Annotated in this window: 18 protein-coding genes; 5 read left to right on the top strand and 13 right to left on the bottom strand. The window is 48.5% G+C overall.

Features of this window, described 5'->3' with window-relative positions; genetic code table 11:
• Positions 1 to 162 precede the first annotated feature (162 nt).
• Genes GI364_RS03370 through GI364_RS03355 form a run of 4 tightly spaced genes read right to left on the bottom strand, consistent with a single transcriptional unit; the run spans position 163 to position 3,349 of the window.
• A complete protein-coding gene (locus GI364_RS03370) occupies positions 163 to 1,011 on the bottom strand; it encodes a type II secretion system F family protein (RefSeq protein WP_198852313.1) in 849 nt (282 codons plus the stop codon).
• 4 nt (positions 1,012 to 1,015) lie between these two features.
• Positions 1,016 to 2,503: an ATPase, T2SS/T4P/T4SS family gene (locus tag GI364_RS03365; RefSeq protein WP_198852312.1), complete on the bottom strand. Its 1,488-nt coding sequence runs from the start codon at positions 2,501 to 2,503 to the stop codon at positions 1,016 to 1,018.
• Positions 2,504 to 2,516: 13 nt separating this feature from the next.
• Entirely contained in the window at positions 2,517 to 2,942 is a 426-nt protein-coding gene (locus GI364_RS03360; protein WP_198852311.1) for a hypothetical protein, read from the bottom strand.
• Entirely contained in the window at positions 2,939 to 3,349 is a 411-nt protein-coding gene (locus tag GI364_RS03355) for a hypothetical protein (protein WP_198852310.1), read from the bottom strand. Before GI364_RS03355 ends, GI364_RS03360 begins: the two co-directional genes overlap by 4 nt.
• 596 nt (positions 3,350 to 3,945) lie before the next feature.
• On the opposite strand from GI364_RS03355, the gene GI364_RS25295 reads away from it, so the two are divergent.
• The 4 genes from GI364_RS25295 to GI364_RS03335 all read left to right on the top strand — a co-directional run bounded on the left by GI364_RS25295 (position 3,946) and on the right by GI364_RS03335 (position 7,065).
• Positions 3,946 to 4,371 (top strand): vitamin K epoxide reductase family protein, encoded by a 426-nt coding sequence (locus GI364_RS25295; protein WP_198852309.1) that lies wholly within the window; start codon positions 3,946 to 3,948, stop codon positions 4,369 to 4,371.
• Between the two features lie 174 nt (positions 4,372 to 4,545).
• The gene (locus GI364_RS03345; RefSeq protein ID WP_198852308.1) at positions 4,546 to 5,772 is read left to right on the top strand and encodes a S1 family peptidase; all 1,227 of its coding nucleotides are present in this window, start codon (positions 4,546 to 4,548) and stop codon (positions 5,770 to 5,772) included.
• Positions 5,773 to 5,849: 77 nt separating this feature from the next.
• Positions 5,850 to 6,383: a hypothetical protein gene (locus tag GI364_RS03340; RefSeq protein WP_198852307.1), complete on the top strand. Its 534-nt coding sequence runs from the start codon at positions 5,850 to 5,852 to the stop codon at positions 6,381 to 6,383.
• A 19-nt stretch (positions 6,384 to 6,402) separates the two neighbouring features.
• The gene (locus GI364_RS03335) at positions 6,403 to 7,065 is read left to right on the top strand and encodes a hypothetical protein (protein WP_198852306.1); all 663 of its coding nucleotides are present in this window, start codon (positions 6,403 to 6,405) and stop codon (positions 7,063 to 7,065) included.
• A 327-nt stretch (positions 7,066 to 7,392) separates the two neighbouring features.
• Here the strand turns inward: GI364_RS03335 and GI364_RS03330 are convergent, their stop codons facing one another.
• From GI364_RS03330 to GI364_RS03295, 8 genes are all read right to left on the bottom strand, one after another.
• Positions 7,393 to 10,161, bottom strand: coding sequence for a hypothetical protein (locus tag GI364_RS03330; RefSeq protein ID WP_198852305.1), 2,769 nt, complete (start codon positions 10,159 to 10,161; stop codon positions 7,393 to 7,395).
• Positions 10,162 to 10,175: 14 nt separating this feature from the next.
• Positions 10,176 to 11,165 (bottom strand): hypothetical protein, encoded by a 990-nt coding sequence (locus tag GI364_RS03325; RefSeq protein WP_198852304.1) that lies wholly within the window; start codon positions 11,163 to 11,165, stop codon positions 10,176 to 10,178.
• Positions 11,166 to 11,259: 94 nt separating this feature from the next.
• Positions 11,260 to 11,856, bottom strand: a complete 597-nt coding sequence (locus GI364_RS03320; RefSeq protein WP_198852303.1) for an SAF domain-containing protein — start codon at positions 11,854 to 11,856, stop codon at positions 11,260 to 11,262.
• Positions 11,849 to 13,036 carry a CpaE/TadZ family protein gene (locus GI364_RS03315; protein WP_198852302.1) on the bottom strand — a complete coding sequence of 396 codons (1,188 nt, stop codon included), beginning with the start codon at positions 13,034 to 13,036 and terminating at the stop codon, positions 11,849 to 11,851. Before GI364_RS03315 ends, GI364_RS03320 begins: the two co-directional genes overlap by 8 nt.
• A complete protein-coding gene (locus tag GI364_RS03310) occupies positions 13,012 to 14,154 on the bottom strand; it encodes a hypothetical protein (protein ID WP_198852301.1) in 1,143 nt (380 codons plus the stop codon). The genes GI364_RS03315 and GI364_RS03310 overlap by 25 nt, the downstream gene beginning before the upstream one ends.
• Positions 14,155 to 14,157: 3 nt before the next feature.
• Positions 14,158 to 14,544, bottom strand: a complete 387-nt coding sequence (locus GI364_RS03305) for a zinc metalloprotease (protein ID WP_198852300.1) — start codon at positions 14,542 to 14,544, stop codon at positions 14,158 to 14,160.
• Complete coding sequence (locus GI364_RS03300) at positions 14,529 to 14,990, bottom strand: prepilin peptidase (RefSeq protein WP_233096135.1); 462 nt, start codon at positions 14,988 to 14,990, stop codon at positions 14,529 to 14,531. Before GI364_RS03300 ends, GI364_RS03305 begins: the two co-directional genes overlap by 16 nt.
• A gap of 647 nt (positions 14,991 to 15,637) precedes the next feature.
• Entirely contained in the window at positions 15,638 to 16,780 is a 1,143-nt protein-coding gene (locus tag GI364_RS03295; RefSeq protein ID WP_198852298.1) for a fascin domain-containing protein, read from the bottom strand.
• Between the two features lie 690 nt (positions 16,781 to 17,470).
• Here GI364_RS03295 and GI364_RS03290 point away from each other — a divergent pair.
• Positions 17,471 to 18,937 carry a class I SAM-dependent methyltransferase gene (locus GI364_RS03290; protein WP_198852297.1) on the top strand — a complete coding sequence of 489 codons (1,467 nt, stop codon included), beginning with the start codon at positions 17,471 to 17,473 and terminating at the stop codon, positions 18,935 to 18,937.
• A gap of 275 nt (positions 18,938 to 19,212) precedes the next feature.
• On the opposite strand, the gene GI364_RS03285 is transcribed toward GI364_RS03290, so the two are convergent.
• On the bottom strand, positions 19,213 to 22,395 hold the full coding sequence (locus tag GI364_RS03285; RefSeq protein WP_198852296.1) for an InlB B-repeat-containing protein: 3,183 nt from the start codon (positions 22,393 to 22,395) through the stop codon (positions 19,213 to 19,215).
• Positions 22,396 to 22,509 lie beyond the last annotated feature (114 nt).

Genomic DNA, 22,509 nt, shown 5'->3' with positions numbered 1-22,509 from the left:
CGACCTCTATCCACCAGTTCCTAGGTTTTTCACCATATTTTAAAAATCTAGGTAGGGTGGGCTTAGTTGAGTATTGCTAATTTTGGCACCACGTCCAACGTAGTAGCAATTCGACAAATATTATGTCACCTTAGGGCCTTGACATCGTACCGCTGCTCTTTTCTATACCCTGGAAACATAGATGAACCAGGTGAAAATGGACCCAAACCCAAGTACGCCAGCGCCAAGGACTGCCGTCAGCCACGGCATCTCTTGGAGTTCTGTGAGGACGACATGGTGAAACAGCAAGAAGGAGATGACAGGGAAACTCAGAACCAGGCTAAGATTCACCCACGAATTACGGGTTACCACCTGCAGGGCTTCCCGAAACTGCTCATCCCGTTGCATCTCTGTGATGGATTCAGACACCACCGTGACGAGATCTCCTGCGTCTTTCAGAACATCTGCAATGGACCGGAGCGCAAACGCCAGATGCGGTTCCAGTGTCATCTCGTTCCAATGGATGAGGATGTCTCTCATCGGTGTCCCATTTCGCTGAAGGGCCACCGCCACTTCCACTTCACGTCGCATGCGACCTTGCGACCGATTGAGCATCTCCGGGAGTGCATCCTCCATTTGCCCGCCACTAGAAAAAGAGGATTCGAGAAATCTCAAGGTATCTTTCACCTGCTGGAGATACTCTTTCTCCAGGTATTTCTTCAGCCACAAGGTCACGAACAGCGGGGTGCACAATCCAACGAGTGCGCCCACTGTAAAGGACTGAAACCCCATATATCCCAGTGCGGCGCCCAACACTGTACCGAGTCCCGTCAACATCCAGGAGGTCCCGCCCAGATGTTTCAACCAGTTCCGGACTCCACGTCCCCATTTCACCGTCAGAGACTGCTTTTGCCGAAACGTACGCCGGTAACCGGGCAGCATCATACTTTGTTGATGAAGCCGATGTCTGGACCTGACCCAAAGGGTCATCCCCAACAGAAAGGTGATGAGAACAATACCAAGAAACGTCACAACGTCACCTCCATGATGCGGGAATCTCAAATCCGAGTTCCGTCATCTGTAATAGAAAGTGGGAACTCGGCCCCATCCAGTGGAAATACCCACGGGGCTGCCCCGCCTCATCGATCCCGCGTTCATACCGCATCACCGTATGGGTCTCCACGCCTTGATTGCCCGGCAGAATTTCCACCACTTCATCCACGTACTGGGCCGTAGCAAGCCCTTGTGCCTTCGCTTTCTTATCCAAACTGAGGTGAAACACCATGCCGAGACGCTCCCTCATGACGGTGGTCAGGTATTCCTCCGTAGGCTTGTCTGGATGGGACTTGGCATAGGTCATGAGCTGCCGGAGTGCAGCGGCACAATTGGAAGCATGGATGGTGGTAAAGGAGCCGTCGTGCCCACTCTGGATAGCGCGCAAATACAAATAGGCCAGTTGATCTCGCAGCTCCGCAATAAAAATCCGGTCTGGAAACATGCGCAGCGCTGCCTTGAGGGCATCCTGGAGACTGAATCCAACTCTGCTGCCCACGTAATTGGGGCGGTCTTCATAGAGCCGAATGGCGTGTGGCACCATGGCCTGCAATTCCGGCGATTCCTCGATAATGAGCGTCACTACGTGCGCTGGCAGATAGGTGGTGAGCGCATTCCCAAAGGTGGTTTTTCCTGCGCCCGTCCCGCCAGCAATGAGAAAGTTGATGCCCATCTCCATGATGATGCGAAAGTACTCCATGGTGGCGATATCTACCGAGGCGTCCTGGTGCACGAACCATTTCTCCGGCATCTGGAACCCGTATTCTGTCGCGCTGTAGAGTGTGGGCCGGGCTGTCACGTCTCCAGAATTGGTCAGGTCCGTTGGGGTGAACAGTTTACCGAATCGGCGAATGGAGATAACGAGACACCGGACCAGTCGGAACCCCGCCTCAGAATCCCAGGTAGAGTACCCGGAAGGTCCGTAGACCGCATGGATGCGAGAGCCGTCCGGCATGGCCCCGTCCACCGTCATGGAGGCCGGGTCAAATCGCTGTCCGATGCGTGCTAACTTGTTGTTGAGCCAGTTAATGGCGTGGGTTTTGTCTCGAAACCGGCCCGAGAATGCCTTTCGTACCCCATTCTCCACGTACTGAATCCGATGTGCCTCCGTATCTGCTAAAGGGACGAAAATCTGAATGTCCGTGACAGACAGCCGGTCGTACAGTTCCTGAACCGGGCCGTATCCGTACATATCGTCCAGGACCGATTCAATGACGTCAAAGTGTACAGGCCCCGGTATGGATGTTTCGGAAATCACCTGATGGAGCAAGGTCTGCTGTTCAATCCGCGTTCGTTCACTTGGCGGCTCCTGCAGGAGCCGGTCAATCAGTTCTTGCTGATACGTTGCCAGTTGACCCAGATCGGTTCCTCCCTCTGCCTGGGAGACCTCTTCAACGGCCAGTTCCTTTTGAGATTCCTCATACTCCTGAAACTGTAAAGCCTCCAATGTATCCCAACTTGGTTGACTCACTGGACACCCTCCTTTATGCGGGTTGATGGATGTTGGCCGTTCCTGTACGGGTCAGTGTGACGGTGTCAAAATTCACCTGTGGGAATAGTTTTTTCAGCGGCCACAATGGAAGAGGCGTAAATGTCACGGCACCCGTGGCGCTCACATGGTCCGCGTCCACTGTCATCTTGACTGGACCTACTGTGGTAAGCCCGTGCAGATGCTGCATCTGCCAGACCCTCGCATAGGCAGTCTTACCCGCATTCACGGCCGGTGTAGGGTCAAGGACATACGTGCCGCCACTTTGCAGGATGGCTGCAGCCGCAGTAAGCGCCGCATCGGTCGTCGCAGCAGATGCATCTTGACGGATGATGTACAACTGCCCCAGGGTCAGGAAAACAAGGGACATAACGACCGCCATCAACAGGCTGTACAACATCGCGAGGAGCCCAAACTTCATGTCCACCACCTCGGCGCAAGATATGCTTTGGTGAGTGTCAAGGACGGGTGGAATCCATACTGTGAAAACACACCTAAGTCCGGAATGGGCAATTGTAGTGTTGCGGACACATCCACCTGGTCCCCATCGTGATCATTCACGCTGACACTGGGTGCAGTGCTGATTCCTGCATCTTTCACCGTTTGCATGACAATGGTTGAACCGATTCCAGGACTCCGTGATTCTGCCTGTGCCCCGTCCCACACAGCGACCGCGAATACAAAGTTGGCCCAGACGACGTAACAGATGATCACGGTGACAAACACAGCCATGAGAAAAATAGAGACGGCATAGGGGGCAAAGGCCATGTCCCCAACAAGGCTGTTGCCTGCCTCCTCCTGCCAAATGCGCTGGAGATATCTCTTCATGACAACCCTCCTCCCATCTATGGCGCAGCGCATGACAAAAAGGCCCAGACGCACTTCCGAGCCAACAGGACCGCTCATGTGTTCACCATGTACTGTCCCACTACCTAGGCGACCACTCATTCAGTGTCTTACCTCTATACAATCCTGTCCCCTGATAACCTGAGTCACGACATCAAGATGCTCACAGCCTATGGCGCCTCGCTAAGGGCTCAGGTAATCTGTTCGCAGATGTGGAAAGTCTCTCTTGGCATACACCGACACTTTCACAAAGTTATATGCTAACGAAGATCATGGCTAATAAACACTTTTCATCACGTGGATTACATGGAAGGCAAATTGCCTTGATCATTTCAGGAGATATCCATTTTGCATTACTGGTCGAAATTAACATCAAGAATATTTCCTTAGTCCCGATCTTCCGAATCCTCGTAGGCACGTCTTATTGCGCCCATCATCACAATTTCCAGATATTATATAGGTTTATTTATTTGAATAGATTTGGATTTTTGCGTAATTTAAATATATATAGTACCCTCTAACAAGGTAGAAGATTACATTTATGCTACGTATGTCTTTTTTAAGGTGTGAAATACCAAATGATGCGAGTGCTTAAGAACACCTTGTTGATTTCCGGGTTCATTGACTCTTGTTATCTTCTGCTTTACAAGTATCATCTTGAAAGAATGAGTTTTTGTCCAACACATGGTTGCGATACAGTGAATATGAGCCACTATTCTGATTTTTTCGGTATTCCCGTTGCGTTTATAGGAATAATTGGGTATATTGTATTATTCTTGACTCAGCTTTCTTCAAAAAATAGATTCTTGAATTTAACATATACGCTTCTTATTTTCATAGCTTTCTCTTTTTCGACTTATTTAACATTAACGGAGTTACTTATAATTCATGCCGTGTGCTTTTGGTGTGCCATATCTTTCATGTTCATTAGTACCTTAACTTTCATAGAATTATATTCTTTTATAAGTAATCTATATCTGAGCAGATCACGTTTACGTCCGTAACTTATATAGCGCTACACCTGTTCTCTCAATTAGCTTCTAGATATGGATTTACTCCCCTGCATCTCAATTCCCGAGATCATTAACATTGAATAATTAAGTAAAAATTTGAAGGATATAGAACATTTACAAAGAATACTACTTATGAGTGTATTTTAAATAGGGAGGTAACCATTAATGCGTAGATTACTTTTTACCTTAGTCGGCAGTGTGGGACTTCTAGGAGGGATTTTATTTGCTTCTAGTCCTGTAATGGCGAGTAGTCGTCAAGCTTCGAATATTCCGAAAGGAGGACATGATGCTCTTGATGTAAGTGTTTATAAATCTGGTGATATAGGAAAGACTCAATTCCCTAATCTTTATGGCGGTGTGGTCTTAACGAATAATGGAAAACACATTAACGTTTATTTAACAAAATTGAGTAAAAATGCTGAAAAAGCTATACGACATGGGGCCAAGTCTAAGCTCTTCACCTTTATAAAGACGCCTCACAGTAAAAAACAACTTCTACAAATTCACCATACGGTTTCACAAAATGCAAAGACGTTATTTTCGAAAGGCATTCATTTAGTCAGTAATGGACCAGATATCAAGACTGGGAAGGAAGAAATTAACGTAGCAAATTTAACCCCAAGTCAAAAGAAGTATATTCTTAAGAAATTCGGGAAATCAAATGTTGAAGTCAACAGTGTTGGTACATCCTCTATTCCACACTTGACTGCAAGTCGCTCAAGTGATTCTGCACCTTGGAATGGGGGGGATTTTATAACCGATGATAGTACCGGAGATTGTACGGATGGATTCGGTGTTCATACAACAACTCAAGCATTTTTACTGACAGCTGGACACTGTTACTCCACTGGAACAAGTGTATATAATGGTGCAATGACATTAGGTCTTGGATCGTTTAGTTATATGGGATCAGTCAGTGGAAACGGTACCTCCAATGAGATTGATTCTGCCTTGATTTCTGCATCTGGGGGAAGTAGTAAGCTTATTTGGTCAGGAAGCTCTTCTAATCCTGTTAGAGATGCTGTCAGTGGTACGAGTTCGGTTGTAGTAGGAGATCAAGTTTGCCAAAGTGGGGCGTTCGATGGAGAGCTATGTGGGTTAGTGGTCCAAAATGCAGACATGACAATTTACCCCGACAACGGGAAATATACTTTTACGCATGAAGTCGAAGCAAGCAATACAAGTGGTGGTATAGCAAACGGGGCAGGGGATAGTGGTGGTCCCGTATTTCGATGGATAGGGTCCTATCTTTATGCGGTGGGAACAGTTTCTGCGGGATCCGGATCTACCACATGTACTAACTATCCAAATAACAGGCAATGTTATACCAATTTGTATTATGAAAATATAAATAACATTCTCAACTATTTTGGAGTTTCAATTAATACCTGAGTATAGTGATTCTACACAGGGAAGAGGTACACCTCTCCCTGTGTAGAACACAATAAATGTCTAAGAGATGGTGTAAAATGAGAAGAATATTACTAATGGTTGTCTTGGGAAGTTTGTTACTTACAGGGTGTTCATCTCAACAGCCTGCGTTAAAAGTACAAAATTTATTAAACAAGGAAAAAACGACACCTGATTCCAGTTTTGACGTCAAGTCAATAACTCCAACAGAATTACATAGTATGACTATCGTAAATAAAAACGGAAATCCTATAACATTCAATAAAACCCAACCAATTTTATTTGAAGCATACTGGTGTCCACATTGTCAAAGGACTTTACTTCTACTGTCATCTGGACAGAGCAAACTAAAGAATCCTCCTGTTATTGTGAGTACAGGCTTCCCCAAAAATACATCCTTAAAGGAGGCTGTAGCCACTTCTAAAAAAGAATTCAAGATGCTGGGGATAACCGGATTTAAGGTTTACTATGCCTTGAAAGAGAACAAGAAATTGATAACTGGTTTTCCAACTCTTGTTTTTACAATGCATAGTCGTCGAGTTAAACTCGTGGGAGAACATACTTTTTCTGTTTGGAAAAAAGCATTATCGTAACTTTAAGGAGACTTCACATATGTTTAAATTTAATCAATTTGGATTTGTATATACTGGTATTCTCACTGGTATATCCTTCTTGTTTATAGCGGGTAGCGGATATCTTGCAATTACACATTTTAATCAAAACAGGGCGAATTCGGTACATGAATCAACAAATAACATGACAAAAAGCTCTTCTAAGGGAACAAACCCGAAGTTCTATTCAAATGCTAATTCAATTGCAATACCCTCTTCAAAAGAAAGGCATTATGATCTTGATGTAACCGTGCATAAATCTGCTGACATAGGAAAGACTCAATTTCCTAATCTTTATGGCGGTGTGGTCTTAACGAATAACGGAAAACATATTAACGTTTATTTGACAAAACTAAGCAAAAAAGCTGAAAAAGTCATAAGACATGGGGCTAATTCTAAACTATTCACTTTTAGAAAGACGCCCCATAACAAGAAACAGCTTCTAACAATTGACCATACGGTTTCACAAAGCGCAAAAATATTATCTTCAAGAGGCATTCACTTAGTTAGTCATGGCCCAGATGTTACAACTGGGAAGGACGAAATTAATGTAGCAAAATTAACGCCAAGTCAAAAGAAGTATATTCTTAAAAAATTCGGAGAATCAAATGTTGAAGTTAAAAACTCCAGTTCTTTGATAATTCTCACTAAATCTTCATCCTGAAAAAATAATGTGTGACTAAACTGTGAGACATGATTTTCACCATTTTTGGACGCTATCGATTGTCTTATATTCGGCAATTTGAACTGTAAGAGAACACGGCACTAGGGTTTCCAGTCCCACATTTCCATTTGACAGCACGTGACACGGAATCGTTGCGCGTCCATTTTGTAGAATTCATCAATGTTTATGTTTATCCATGACTGAACTATCTCGACACTCAAATTAGAAACTAGGTATACACGCTACTCCATGAAGGAGCCAAGGGTTTATGTTTACATCTCTCTAAGGTAATTCGTTCAGAACTATAGCATGGCTCCCTCACGACTCTTACGGATTGCCCGGATTAAACTTTGCTTTTCCCGTCACCCATTTGGCCGGACCAGGACCAATGTAGTGCCACTGTCCACCTTTGTAGACCCAGTTCGGATTATAGAAGTGCTTTTCCCCAAACATGGTTTCTCCAGGCGGATTGGAAATGACATAGGGAACGGGTTCCGGTGCATTTCGTTCTGCCGGATTGGTAGGCACCGATATTTGCACCACGTTATCCGCATATGTCGTTTCTACCGGATTGTGTGCCGGGTTCACATAGGCCGTCCAGAATATCTTATAGTTCGGGTCCGGTTCCCACTTCGGCAACCCAGCTGCGTTCAAACTCGTAGAGATGTAATCTGTACCGGCTGGTACAGTCACTGTCAACTGTGTCGCATCATGTGCGCCAAGGACAACCGGATAGTCATGTGTCGCAGTCACAGGTGTGTTTTTCCAAATCTTCATGTCTCCGTCTTGTACCTGTTTGGACTTCATGCCTTGATACTGGAATCGAAGTACGGTATCTACCGGTACAGCCCCATCATTGGACACATCAAACTTTTGAACATAACTCTTTCCCTGATCTATATATTGTGGAATACCCGTTGCATGTAGCACGAGGTTCAATGGCGCAGTGGCCGCACCTGTGTCCTTTGTCCAGGTCACGGTGACCGTGCTACTTTGCGTGAGAACTTTGCCGCTGGAGGATACCACCTGCGCGATATACCTATCAGTCTGCGGCGTTCTTTTGCTATCCGACTCGGGCAGCACCTTTGACCACGTGAAGTCCTGCGCGGTATAGGTGCCCAGGGTTTTGTTGGATGAAACATTCCTGATGATGAGCTTAGCTTGTGTTGGAATATTCACGCCAACCGCCTCTAATCTCGTTTTCGCCCCGACCGGTAGTGACGTTGGAGAGGCACTCAGCTGCACCGTTGGACTCGGCCAGTTCCAGGTGACAGCTGCGGTAGCATGGCCACCTGCAAGATGCCCCTGACTGCCGTCGATAAACACTTCATACACTTGTGTCGTCGGTCTCGATTCCGCGACACTGGCTGTCATCGTCGTGACGTCCCAGCCACCATAAGCCACGTGGCCACCGGTCGTTTTGTCCACTATCTCCAGTCGTTCTCCGGAACTGAGTGTCCCACTCTGGACACTCGCGGTCAGGGTTGCATGATGGTCTACCGTCAATGTTTTCGGATAGGCGCTGATGGATTCGGACGGCCACTGCCAGGAGACCGTAGCCTCGGTGCCGCCGCCATTCCATGTGGTCCCACCAGAGAGCCAATTTCCATGCCTATTGGTGATAAATGCCTCGTACGTTTGTCTAGTTGGCGTAGTCTGTGTAACTTGACCCGAAAAGCTGCTCACACCTTCTTGACTCCATCCAATCACGTTACCGCCGCTTGTCGTATCCCAGATCGTAAGCTTGTCCGTAGGCGGGAGCGTTCCAGATGGAACCGAAGCGGTAAGCGTCGTAGATTGATTGGTGAGCAAACTGGTCGGTGAAGCTGTTACTGTGATTTTAGGCCATATCCACGTCACCCAAATCCTGTTCCCGCCACTTATCCAGTGACCGGCGCTGTTGGTCACGTAAACCTCGTACTGGTGAGATTGTCCACTTTCATAACGAACGTTGGCTGTCACCTTGCCGCTGCCCCAGCCTCCATACGCTACGTTTTGCCTTGAAGAAAGATCGTAAATCAAGAGCCGCTGATTGGAACCAATCGGACCGGGCACAGTCCCGGTGACCTTCGACGTTTGGTTCGTGTAGACAACAGGTGGCGAAGCACTCACATGCGTAATCGGATTCACTGTTCCAGAATACGTCACATAGACTTCCCACTGCGTCGAAATGTTTGGTAAGGATACTGTACTCGAGTATTTCTGACCCCAAGTCCAGTTGGGCCGCTCGTACACGATGTTGAGTCCTTTGCGGTACGCGTTATAAATACCTGTGTCAGAAACCCACCAACGACGCCAATGACCATCGTGATAGACATATGTGGTTACATTCGGCCAGTTATTGGCGCTTTGGGGAAAGAAATCTGCCCACGTCTCACTTATAGCAGTCCAACCTTGTGTACTGTCAGGCCACTTACCATAGTAGTTGGGTGAGCCGTTGGGTCCATAGTAATCATGTACCCACTGCGGATTACTGCGAAAATAGTAAGGTCCACCACCGTCACCAGGATAATCATAGTAACTATTCGACATCCAGCCGATAATTGGGTAGCCGAACTTGCTCAGTTCCACCGGATATCCATTGCTCCCCATAACAATGCTCCCGATTTTACCCGTTGCGCCCCATGACTTAGAGGTTTGTTCACTTTGTGAACCCGCGACTTTGTAAGGAGAACCGGATCGTTGCAAGCTATACGTCTTAGTTACACCTGAAGCGGAGTCAGTGTACGTTTCGGAATACGAGTTAGGGAAATTCGCATCCGTGCCTGAGTAATATGGTCCCTTTTCTATGGTGTGCGCGAGTGTTGTACTGCGATTGGTAATCTTGTTTTTCGGAACCAGCGTTACGGTTGTGGCATGGAGTGTCCCTTGATAGCCGGTTTTGTCGTAGCTGTAAGTAGACGAATATTGCCCCCATTGACTACCTGAGTACGTATCGGTGGTAGAACTCTTATAAGTCATGCTCTTGTAAAGTGTCCCAACATCCACTTTGACCGTCTGAGTGGCTGCTCGTGCGATAGTCGGATGCATTGTACTCAAAACCACGACCGATATAGGTAGGCTCAATATGCTGAGCATAACCCGAGACCACTTCAAGTTACTCACCTTCTTTAGTTGGAAGTGCCGATGTTTACTTTTGGGGGTTCGAATCCGACCTGAAGCATATCCATGGTGTAAAGTTTCGTGTCTGCGTTGTACCAGACGTAAAGGCGAAAATAATCTGCCTGGTTTGACTGTCCAGGGATAGTCGTTGAAATCAAATTATTCATAGGTATTGTTGAAGAGGGCATAGTTGAAAAATTCTTAGTCCAGGTCTGGACGTAACTTACCTGCCACATTTGATTAATACCTTCAATAGTAGCTTTCCATGGTTTGAGTCCGTCCAAGTCCTTTTTCACTGTCGAGGCAGAAACTTGTCCTTTCGCCAACTCTGCTGTCAGAGAGTTCATGTAGGAGACATTCGGGCCACTGTTATACGTATCGTATTGGTACATCTTGTTAAGATAATTCGTAGCCCACACATCTTCACCGGAAGTCTTGGGCTTCGTGTTCGTTGGCGTTGAACTGGTCTTTGACGTACTTCCCCCACTGGTACTCTTCGTCGTGGTCTTCGTTCCCGACGATGATGTTGTATGATTGGACGCACTCGAACTGGTACTCTGTGTCGACGTAGCTGTCTTGGACCCGCTTGAAGACGGTGACGTCGATTTGGTCGTTGCAGTACTTGTGCCGCTGCTATAATGACTCGAACTGGACGAGCTGCTCGTTTTCGCTTGTGTTGACCCAGTTGTGATTGTCTTTGACGTATGCTTACCAGTAGATTTCGAAGAGGACGGCCTGTTTGGTGATTTGCTCGGTGTAGACTTCGTCGTCGATCCCTTTGTATGAGATGGAGATGTGGCATTGTTGAGTGTGGAATACATCGTACCGTGCAGATACTGGTCTGCAGTCTTCAGCATACCAGCAGTGTTTGTCACGGCACGGACAGGCGTATGTGACGCCACATTATTTTTTGCCTGGCTGGATGCTACGTGCGTGCCACACCCGGATATCAGACCTACAATCCCCAATACCACCGCTACCCCATTCCAACGCCTCATGACAATATGCCCCCTATTGAAATTTACTATTTCTCACACTTAGAATACCACATATTCTTATTTTTAGATAATTATGATAGATGCCACCTCTCCCCTACCCTTTCGGTACGACATCCACACGTACATTTCCATCTATGGCGGCCTGTGAGGCAGCCGTCGCATCACTTACTGGCACAGCGACGATAATCTTGTTCGGCGCGGTAGAATTCGCTGTGACCACTTGCAGAATCCGGACGTCAGAAGCAATGATGCCGCCACTTGTACCACTGTGAGCCCCTTGCGTCGCACCTACCAGGTCTACATGCATGCCTGGTCGAAGGTCTTGGATGCTAAATCCAGAATTATTGAGCGCAATGGCGACAGCTCGTTCATTGGCAGATAGACTCATAAAGACTGACTTGTGCGATACCGTCCCTGGAAAGACCATCTCTCCTGCAACCAGCCCCGTACGGGTGTACTGCCCGATCACGCTTGTTGTCTTGGTCTCTGGATGCGTGTTCAAGTTCACGAGGGCACGATTCTCTATCCGTACATCTGCACGGGTGATTTTTTGATACGGAGATACATTTCGAACTGCCACGACCACGGGTGTAAGATGCTTTGCATTGAAGACCTCTCTCTGCGCCAAGATGCCGGTGCCAAGACCCACCACACCGATGATCCCGATGAAAACACCTGTTGTCTTATGCACGTTTCCCCCTCCACTTCTTCCTTTGTTGCACGACGTGAGAGACGACATCGACCTGCTCATCCTCCAGGACCTTGCAGGCCTTAAACAGTTTTTTGCCGACAATCCGTTGCATGAGGCTTCTGTCGTAGGGCAAACCGGTTACCTTATACCCTTGTAACAAGGCACGTACAGGCCGGTCCTCTATCTTGCTATAGGGTTTGTTATAGTTCAGCACAAATTCCACAGGGGACACACCAGGCTCTCCCCCTTCTGTTCGCAACTTCCGGACATACTCCTCAACACGCTGATAGCGTTTTGTATCCGGGGTCACCACACAAATGTACTGTGTGGCAAAGTCCAGTGCTGTCCGATGCAGGGGCAAGAAGCCTTGCGGTAAATCAATCAGGATGACCGGGTAGAAACGACGGTACTCTAGGATGGCCCGCTCCAGCTGCTTGCGGGAGATATGATTCATCCGTTCCCCTACGGGGCTCGGAAGGATTCGAATGCCGGTTTCTTTGTCCATCGCCAGAAGCGTATCCAGATAGGCTTTCTCAGATTTCACATTGTCCATTTCAACGATGGTATGGGAGACATCCAATCGGAATGCATTGGCGATATCCCCCTGCGCATCCGCATCAATAATGACCACTGGGCCATGCTTCGCATAATGATTGGCTAAATGCGTCACGAGGGTGGTTCGTCCCTCGCCGCCCTTCGGACTGGTCACGCAGATAACACGGGAATACGTGGGTTTGTGATCCAATTGTCTTCGTGCAGCAACGGCAGACATGGCTGTATCCGGGATCCCTTGTGGATGCGGCGCAACCTCCTGCTTTATCGATTCAAAGTCAAAGCCCACCAGTTGTGCGATTCTACGTGCCGTCAAGGGATGGGACACCAAATCCCGTACACCCAGCTCGACGAGCGGCCCCCATAAACTCACCGGGATCCGTTCCCCCGTCACGTACAGCAGTGCCGTAGGATAGACCCGGTGAAGCCGTTCCACAGTCCCAGACAAGTCCTCCGTGGCATCCACATCCAGGAGAATAGCGTCCACATGCCCCTGTTGTTTCTGGATACGTAGGACGCCTTTCAATTCAACTGTAGGGAACGCGTCTCCTTTGGGGCTCAGCAGCTCGCACGTGGCCCTCGCCCGTTCCAAATTCGGGTCAATTACGATGAACGTTGGTCTTTCCACAGTTGTCCCTCCCGCTGTTTGGATAGTTCACTGTATAGATGCATCATCTGCTGGGCCAAGTCGGCCTCGTCTACGACCATAGGCCGCCCTGTCCAGATCGACAGCACTTGTTGCGTTGGCGCGTCGGCCAACGTCAGGTTGGGCGGGGCCATCAGGACATCTTCGGCCTGAATCGGCAATCCGTCGGGCACTCGGTTCATGACGACGAAATGCGGCGTGGCATCTACAGCCAGGCGCTGATTGTGCGCCGGGTCACAGTCCCGCACATCAATCCAGGTTTCGACCCGTTCCAATGGCGGCTCGGACATCTTCGTCAGGTCCACAATGACCGTTTGCGACAAACTCATCCGGGCCGCCAGGACCCACTCCTCCTCTGACATGGGGGCTGTGGCAATCCCCACTTTGACACCAAAGTGCCTCGCTTCTTCTCCCTGTCCTTTGAGCACCGTCCTGCGGGTCTCCTTCAGATGGGTCCACGCGGCCAGTGTGGTATCCTCTGCGTTGATCAACAGAACTTCTGGATTTCCCTGCTGCGCCAACGCCGTGGCAAAGTTCCAAGCAAAATAACTGCCCCCGGCTGCCCCGGACGAAGTCACCCCAATCAGGTGATTGTCCGGAATGGCGGGTTTCCCGCCGAACAAAGGACTGCGGCGTTTCCCCTGGGTGTCCTTCATCGGGAGCCTGACTTTCGACTGTTGTAATTTGGCCTTTCGGTTCACCCAGTCATCGAAATACGCCACGACCTTTTCCAAGACTTCTTCTCCGCCAACACCCTCTCCATCACTGGTTAACACAGCCCAGGCGTGATGCGTTCTTGCCACCTCCACCGCCTCATGCCCTGCTTCATCCAGGTTGCCAACAATCGCAATCACATCTGTCCCACCGGCTGTTGCTGCCTCAAGCGTCTCTCCAAACGCTTCAATCCCTACATCCGAACCAGTTGCCCGCCTGGCCACCAGAACCAGGTCTACGTCGACCCCAAGAATGTCGTCGGGTGACTGTATTCCCTCGGGCGCCACCTCCATGAACTGGCCCAACTCCCCACGCAGCCATTCTTCTGCCGGTGGATTCTCTACGGCCAGTGCCAGAATGGGGGTCTTCCGTTCCAAATTCACCATGCTTTATGCTCCTTTCAAAACAATCTGTAACGCCAGTAACCCGTCTGACGCTTGTCCATGAACGCGATAGGGCAATATCGTCAGTGCACCCAAGCCACCAAGGAGGGCTATCCACGGACTCCATAGCAGCAGGTACAGCGCGAACGCCAGTTGAAAGACTGGGCCTGCAAGAGGGACTGCCACCGAAGTAGGTTTCTCTCCCCTTGTTCGTGCGCCCACAGGGAGTAACCGCAAAACGAGATACTTGGACTTCAGCAGACAGGGTCCCCGCCCCAGCTCGATACAAAAACGCAGGCCCAACCAACTTCGGGCCACTGCATGGCCACTCTCATGGATTGCCACACCCACCAGGAAGGCGAAGATGCCCCACACGACTACATCCGCAGCCATTGAAACACCCCGAATTCCACGCCCATGGTGATGCAGGCAGAGACCGCCAACACGGGCACAAATGCCAATGTTCGCATGGGCTTATGCAAGGTCAGGGACGTCAGGCGGATGACGGCTAACAGGATGCCAGCGCCAAAGGCCGTGATCACGACGCCAAACCATCCCAAACAAACCCCCATCACAGCCAGTGTCTTGGCGTCTCCCATCCCCCAACGCCCCATTCCAATAGGCAGCCGTTCTCCGAGTAACCCGGCCAATAGCCCTATTCCAAAGCCTAATAGTGCTTCAAGAAACCCATGTGCTCCCCCAAATCCAACACGCAGCACAAGGCCCGCGACAACCCCTGCAACCAGCAGGAGATTGGGAATCCTTTGTGTACGAATATCTACCCAACTAGCCGCAGTTAAAACTACCAGTAGAACAGCCCAGGACGCCCCCAGTTGCATCCACACCACAACCACCTCCTACTAATGTGTAGCTGCATGACAAAATGGGCCCAGGAAACCCTGGACCCTGTTGTTTGATAGGCTATTGACCGCGAACAGCAAAATTGATACTGATGTTCTTCAATCATTCTCAGCATATTTCGATGTTAAAAATCCCGCTTATAAACATACTATTTGATGTGTATTTTGACAGTTCCCTGTCTGTTCTCTTGTTAGACTAGAGCCCTTATTGCCGTCAAAATCCCACCATAAACAAGGTGCATTCGGCCAGTCATTCCAGTAAATATCGGCCATGTATTCCGATCATTGTCGGCCACCTGGGCTATTTTCATAGAATGGCGGATTTCTATCGATCATATTCCCCTGATTTTGGCAGGTGCTTTTAAGGTTCCACATGTATACCCTCTGAAGTCTGTAGCACAAGCAGGTGTATTCTGGTACAAATCACAGGCGAAGGGCAGATATAGAAGTGCGTACAATTTCCGGCGGTACAGAAGGATAACCCAAAGGCGCTGAACAGAGTTCAGTGACCTTTGGGCAGCATACTATTCTGAAATAAGGTAAATAGCGTAAACTCTTTGTGAAACGCCTTTAGGCATACTGGTTGTTGACATACGGTATGTTTCGATCAGTTTACTGTGTCTTGCCTAGCGAGGGATGTCTACGATGGTAAAAGTCTCCCATTCCCTAACCTCAGTGCGATCGGTGCTTATCGGCTTGTCGTTCTGTTGCATACCGCCCCCATTTACTGCGGTCAGGTAGAAGCCGGTGAAAGTACAGAACGTATATGTTCCATCGGGTTCTTGAACAATTTGAAATTTTTCCCATGGACCGATTGAGGTGGCGTCTGTATGGATGGGAAAATTATCATCGTTGGGGCCTCCCATCCCTCCGCCATTGACTGCTGTGACATAGTGGCCATTAGAAGTTCTTATAGCAAAAGTTCTTTCTTGGTTATTAAGAGGTTCAAGCGTGAACTTTTCCCAAGCTCCAATTTCCCGGCGGTTCGTTTCAATAGCGGCACTAACACCTCTACCAAGTCCCCCATTATTGACGACCGTTAAATAGTTTCCGGTATACGTTTGGATGGCTATTACTGGCTCAAAGGGATACGGGTCAGTACCAGGGCGAGGATCTGGTCCCGGCATTGTTCCAGGTTCAGGTGACATACCGCAAACTTGATAGGCTCTTACCGAGTCTGTTACAAGCCAGCCGAATGTAGCTAGAAGAATTACAACCTCAGCAACAAATGCCGCACCATCTGTCGCACAAGCAGCAATGATCGTCGCAGTGCCTGTTATACCGTAAAGGACCATGTCCCACCAAGTTAGACTTTGCATGAATGCCGAAAATACGGCTCCCAAGCACCCACCAGTCCAAATGGTCGACAGTATGTCAAAAACACCCTTTGCTAGATCTGTGGTAGATGCACCTGGAGCACCCATTCTTGCAATGATGACTTCAATTTTGTTTAAGACCGGAGCAGCAGCACCGGCAACAGCTTCAACTGTTCCACCATTTACCCCAGATCGTAAGCCGACTGCACCTACACCCAAACAAACGATGTCAAAAATTACGTACCCAATCTGCTTCTCACAGGCACTGAGTGATATCTCTGCGGGAGCTACAAGAGGCTGTGCAGTTGGCTGATTGAACTGGATCGTATTCCAGTCAACAGTCTTTCCCTTGGTGTTACGGAGAACTTCGTCGAGGGTTAGGGCCTGAATATGAGGATTATCAGGAAATAGATTCTTGAAGTCGTCAAGTTGCTTTTGAGTAATGCTGGCCATCGTTATTTTCTCCCTTCATACCTAGAATCATACATTGAATATTGTCATAGAATAGACATAAACACATCGGTCTTTAGTCCTGTATATATCTACCCAAATTAAATAACAGTAACTATATAAATACATTTTTCAGTAATTTTTCACGGCGGCTTATACATGGATAATGTTCTCTGCTGCATGTGTTTCAAGAGCGAATGGCAGACGGAAAAAGGTAGTGAACGGAGTTCGATAACCTTTGGCGAAAACGTGTGTGTCATGCATATCATTGATGGGCATCCGTAGTTGACATAAAGCATAGCCACCCAGAATCCTCCGCCATTGCAAGTCCCCTGAAAAATCAAAGTCTCCTAAGTAGAGCTTGATTCATTCAGACGATGACAAATAGGCTATGCCAGACGAGCCATCTGTTAGCGGGTATACATAGCCACAGTTAACGTTTGTACGAAAGTGTGGTGTAATAGGAATGCGGGGTCCTTAAGTACATTGATAAGAGGCGATAGAAATGACGACCAAGTGTTGCTGTATTTGGTGTCAACAAGAGCAGCCTCAACAAGACATGTATCGAATTTTTACAACGGGATTCAAACGGACAAATGGACAGGACATGCGCTTAGGAGTTTGTAGAGACTGTATGTTGCATATGTAGTTTTCTGAAGGTTGCGAGTTGTAAACTAGGGTGGGGGGACTTTTATGTCAAATAGCACTAAGCAAGATGTATACAATCGAATTTTCGATGGATTTCAGAAAATGTCTAAACAGGATATTGTTATCGCTCCTTGGTTAGCTACAGACGATGGACAGGAACGCTTGAGTAAGACACTGAAGCTTCAATTGAAGCAGCATGCGAGAGACTTAGCAGCTAGTTGCAGGGACTCAGAGGTTTTTTGGACAGATGTACATTTGACGCCCGAGTTTCGTGAACGTGCCTTTTATGAAGTATTACTATCGACCGCTGCTAATCTTAGTTATCTGAGACTTGGCACGCTAATCATTACTGAAGAAATGGTTTCGGTGTCTAATTCATTGTTACGGGACCATTTGGGGAATAGCGGAAGCACTGCTTTATTATCCGTTTATGCCAGAGTCATAACATACTTAAACAATCAGCTTTTGTTGTACTATGGCGAAGTTACGGAAGAGACATTTGTTTCTGGTAAATGGCATCGGCCCTGGATTGATTACTCCTTGGGGCATGAGCTAAACTCGGCTATTGAATATGGTTTTATGGAGCAGATAGTGAGAAATGGACAGCGACTCATCCGTTTGACCGCAGTCGGCGAGGAGCTTTATAGAGAATGCCGGAACGATTTAGAGAAATGCGGATACATAATGCAGCGTGAGCAACTGACTAGAGCTGCAAACTTTACAAATATGGACGATTACGAAAAAATTTTGGAGCGGATAGTGTCAAACATTCATGAGAGAAGAAAATTGCTTATAGAGTGGAGCGATATCAAACCAGGAATAAAAGTTCTTGAGTTAGGGTGCGGAACTGGCTCCCTAACATTGGAGGACGGGCTCTATGAGGTTGTTGGGAATAATGGAAATGTAATTGCTACGGATCCCTCTGTTGGCATGCTGGAAAGAGCGAAAGTGAAGCTCTCTAGCTTTGGTGCTAAGAATGTACAGTTTCGGCAGGCCCCTGCAGAAAGCATACCATTTCATGATAATAGTTTTGATGCTGTGGTGGGGATGCTATTTTTACATTTCACCGATATAAGAAAAACTCTCCAGGAAATTCATCGGGTGTTGAAACCCGGAGGAACATTTACTACGGTCTATGTTCTGAATTTTTCCAATGAAGAAGACTTTTTTACTGAATGGTTTGAACCGGTTTTTAACATGGGACTAGCTGCTCGAGATTCTGTTATCCTTCCAACTTCAGAAGAAGTACCCAGTATTGCAGGGAGATATTTTGACCACTTTGAGCATGAAACTCAGGAATGGATGGCAGACTCAAGTGAAGTTGAGGATGTTGTAAAGTTTCTGGTCGAGGCGGGAACGATGGCTGAACTCAACGAACTTCCCCTAGAAGCCCGGAAAACATTGTTTCGAGAATTAATTGACAGAGGTTACTCTGTTAAACAGAAATACGGTGCTGCTGCAAGGAAGCGTTCTCAGGCGGTCCAATGGTTTAAAGGAACCGTTGCAAAGTGAACGAAAAGATAAAGAGTACCCTACAGGCTGCCTGGCAGTCTGTTTTTTGATGGGAAGGAATATAGACAAGTTTCGACACCATATGCCTTTCTAGTGCCAGAGGAGAGGGCAATGTCGATTCACTTGGCGTCTAGATTCGGGACGGAGTAGACAAAGGTCGTGACAGATGGTGCGAAGGATTGGTTCCCATCCATTCTCGTCGAGTATAGAGGGGGTCCCCTATATAGAGGAGCCCTCATCTCATGTTTTGTATGTCTATATCTTTGCAACGAGTTCTATTCCAGGTTCTTTCTACGCCTCTGCCACCACAGTGCCAATCCACCTGTCAGGATACTGAATAATCCTCCCGCAGCCCACGAGAATGCAGGAAACCCTGTCACAGGCTTTGTAGCGTGTGGTACCGGCTTTGGCTGCAGCACCACGAAGTCCGGATCTGTTATAAAGGGAATAGCAGCTTTCCCCTTTGTCACTGTGGCTGTAACCGGAATCAGTTTCCCGTTCACTATCTTGTAGACCTTAGACTGCGGCGTGATAGCTTGATTCAGCAATGCAAAGGACATCGGTTTTGACGGGGTATACTGTCCATCAAAGTTCACCCCATATGCTTCTACCAAGTTCCAGTCCTTTGGAATCAGGTTGCCGGGTACTGTACCACTGGTAATGTCCATTTGTAGCGGGTTTGCAAAGGTCCCAGAGGTTACAATCAGCGTCGCCCTGGTATCCCCACTTTTTGTGATCAGGGTCCCGCCACTTCCTCCAACCACCTGTTTTGTATCTACCGTCTTCAGGTAGCCTCTGGGTGCCGTCGGAATCACATACAGGCTCACAGACTTGGTGGTTGTGGTGCCTGCGTGATCCTTGATTTGAACGGTGAAGTGAAAGGTTCCACTCTGTTGTGGCGTCCCAACCAGACTTCCATCTGACTGCAGTGTCAACCCGTTTGGCAAAGAACCACTGGCTATGGTAAAGGTGTATGGCGACAGCCCCCCCGTACCTTGGAGTTCCTGATCGTATGGTGTCCCCTGAAGCACATTTGGAAGTGTAGAGGACATTGATATGGACGGGGCAACCCTCCACTGAGCATACAGCGTTACATTGGATGCATTCATAGCTAGCGTACTACCTGATGCATACCTTGTCCCAGTGCCATCTGCCTTCGTGTTCCAACCTGAGAAGGTGTAGCCTGTCTTGGCTAGAGTTCCATCGCCAAGCACTGTAGCATTCATGCCAATCGTATAGGTGTTGCTGTCTGTCGGCATTGTGCCGCCTGTGCTGCTGTTACCTTTATATGTCACGGTGTACTTATTTGCCGTCCACTTGGCATACAGGGTTTCGTTTCCTGTCACCGGTGTAGAGAAGGTAGACGGTGTAGTTAATCTACTATTGCTGTACCAACCTGCAAACGTGTAGCCTGTCTTCGTCGGATCTGTCGGCTTCGTTGCCATGCCGTTGTACGCCACAGCTTCTGAGTTAATTGAACTGCCACCGTTGCTGTTGAATGTCACGGTGTACTTATTTGCTGTCCACTTGGCATACAAGGTGATGTTGGATGTACCTATCGTTAACGTACTTCCCGCCGCATAACTTGTACCGCTTCCGTTGGCCTTCGTGTTCCATCCTACAAACGTGTAGCCAGTCCTCACCAAGTTACCCGTGTTGTTAGGTATAGTCACAGTCGTGTTATAGGCTAGATCGGAACCGCTCGGCACACTGCCGCCCGTATTGCCGTTGCCATTGTAACTGAGGGAGTGCGTGTTGGCCGTCCACTGGGCATACAGGGTCACGTTACTGCTTCCTATTGTCATCGTGCTTCCCGCCGCATAACTCGTGCCGCTTCCATTGGCCTTCGTGTTCCATCCTGCAAATGTGTTTCCAGTATTTATAATATTGCCCACGCCCGCCACCGTGACGGAATCACCGCTCTTATAGGTGTTGCCGTCCATTGGGACAGTTCCAGTCGCACCATTCCCATTATAGGTAACAGTGTAGGCCTGAACCTGAACCGTGTTGTGTTGCTGCACAGTTGTCCCATGCACAGTTGCCGTGACTATCACGTTTTGCGTTGTCTTAGGCGCAGTCCAAGTTCCGGTATAGTCTCCGTTTGCGCCTGTTTTTACGGGGGATAGTGCCCAAGTTCCGCTGCTGTTTCCTGTGAGGTTGACGTTTATCCCGGATAACGGCGTACCAGCGTTCGAATACACTGATCCCGTCACGGTGACTTTTCCGCCAGCACCTACAACCGTCGGCGTGACCGACATGGTAGTGCCTATCTGCCACTTCAGCAACGGGTAGTATCCATTGAGCAACGCCCAGTCAGACGTGTTCCAGCTACTAAAAGTGCTGGGTGTTTGCATATTCGTCGTAGATTCAGCATGGACACCGGACGAAGAACTAGCCCCACCCACTCCAGTCGACATGCCTGTCGTATCTTTATCAAAGTAGCTTTCACTGATGGTACCGCTATACTTATACCCCACCAGGCCGCCATTCAGGCTAGTAGAGCCACCGGTCGCGACGGACCCGGTTGCATAGCTGTCGCTGATTGTGGCAGTTGCCCCACCAGCCAGTTGCCCCACCAGACCGCCATTGTAAGTACCACCACTCACGAACCCTGCTGCATAGCTGTCGCTGATGGTACCATCTGCCATCCCCACCAGACCACCATTGTCACTACCACTACCACTCACGAACCCTGCTGCATAGCTGTCGCTGATGGTACCATCTGCCATCCCCACCAGACCACCATTGTCACTACCACTACCACTTACAGACCCAGTCGCATGACTGTCGCTGATGCTACCGCCTGCCTGGTGCCCCACCAGACCCCCATTATTGGCTGCGCCGCTCACGGAGCCGGTTGCATAGCTGTCGCTGACGGTACCGCTATTCTGATACCCCACCAGACCCCCATTATTGGCTCCTCCGCTCACGGACCCAGTTGCATAGCTGTCGCTGATGGTACCGCTATTCTGGAATCCCATGAGTCCCCCGACATTGGAAGTTGCATCGTTTGTCGAAAAGGTGCCCTCCACGCCGACCTTTTTCACAACTCCGTTGGAAACACCAAAGAATCCAGCGTCCGGAATCGGTCCAGTCACGGACACATTCTTCACTTCATATCCGTTGCCGTTAAACACGCCGTCAAATGGATTACTAGATGAAGTTCCCAATGGAGTCCACGAATACCCATTCGGTAGAACAATTGTATTCATCAATTCAATGTGGGCCTCCGGGTACGTCGTACTTGATCCTGTCTGAATGTCGCTCGTTTGATGGTTATCGATGTACTCAAGCTGTGCTGCCGTGGATAATTGAACCCAATTGGTTCCATTTATATTTGCCACAGGCGGTGCATTACTTGTAGTTGCCAATACGGTAGTACTCGGTAAGAAGGCAACCATACCGCTGGCTACCATGAGCGCGGCGGCGAACCGCAGTGTCGCTTGTATTTTTCCCACCTTCACTCTCCATTCTACTTGTTATTGGAAATCAAGACGCTTGCGCTCAAGCCCCGTAACTTCCTTTATCGTTTTCGCATGGATCACCCGTTTGCCCACGTCCTCATTTCCCCT

The sequence above is a fragment of the Alicyclobacillus sp. SO9 genome (genome assembly GCF_016406125.1).
Lineage (GTDB): Bacteria > Bacillota > Bacilli > Alicyclobacillales > Alicyclobacillaceae > SO9.
This window is presented reverse-complemented; position numbering and strand designations above follow the sequence as displayed.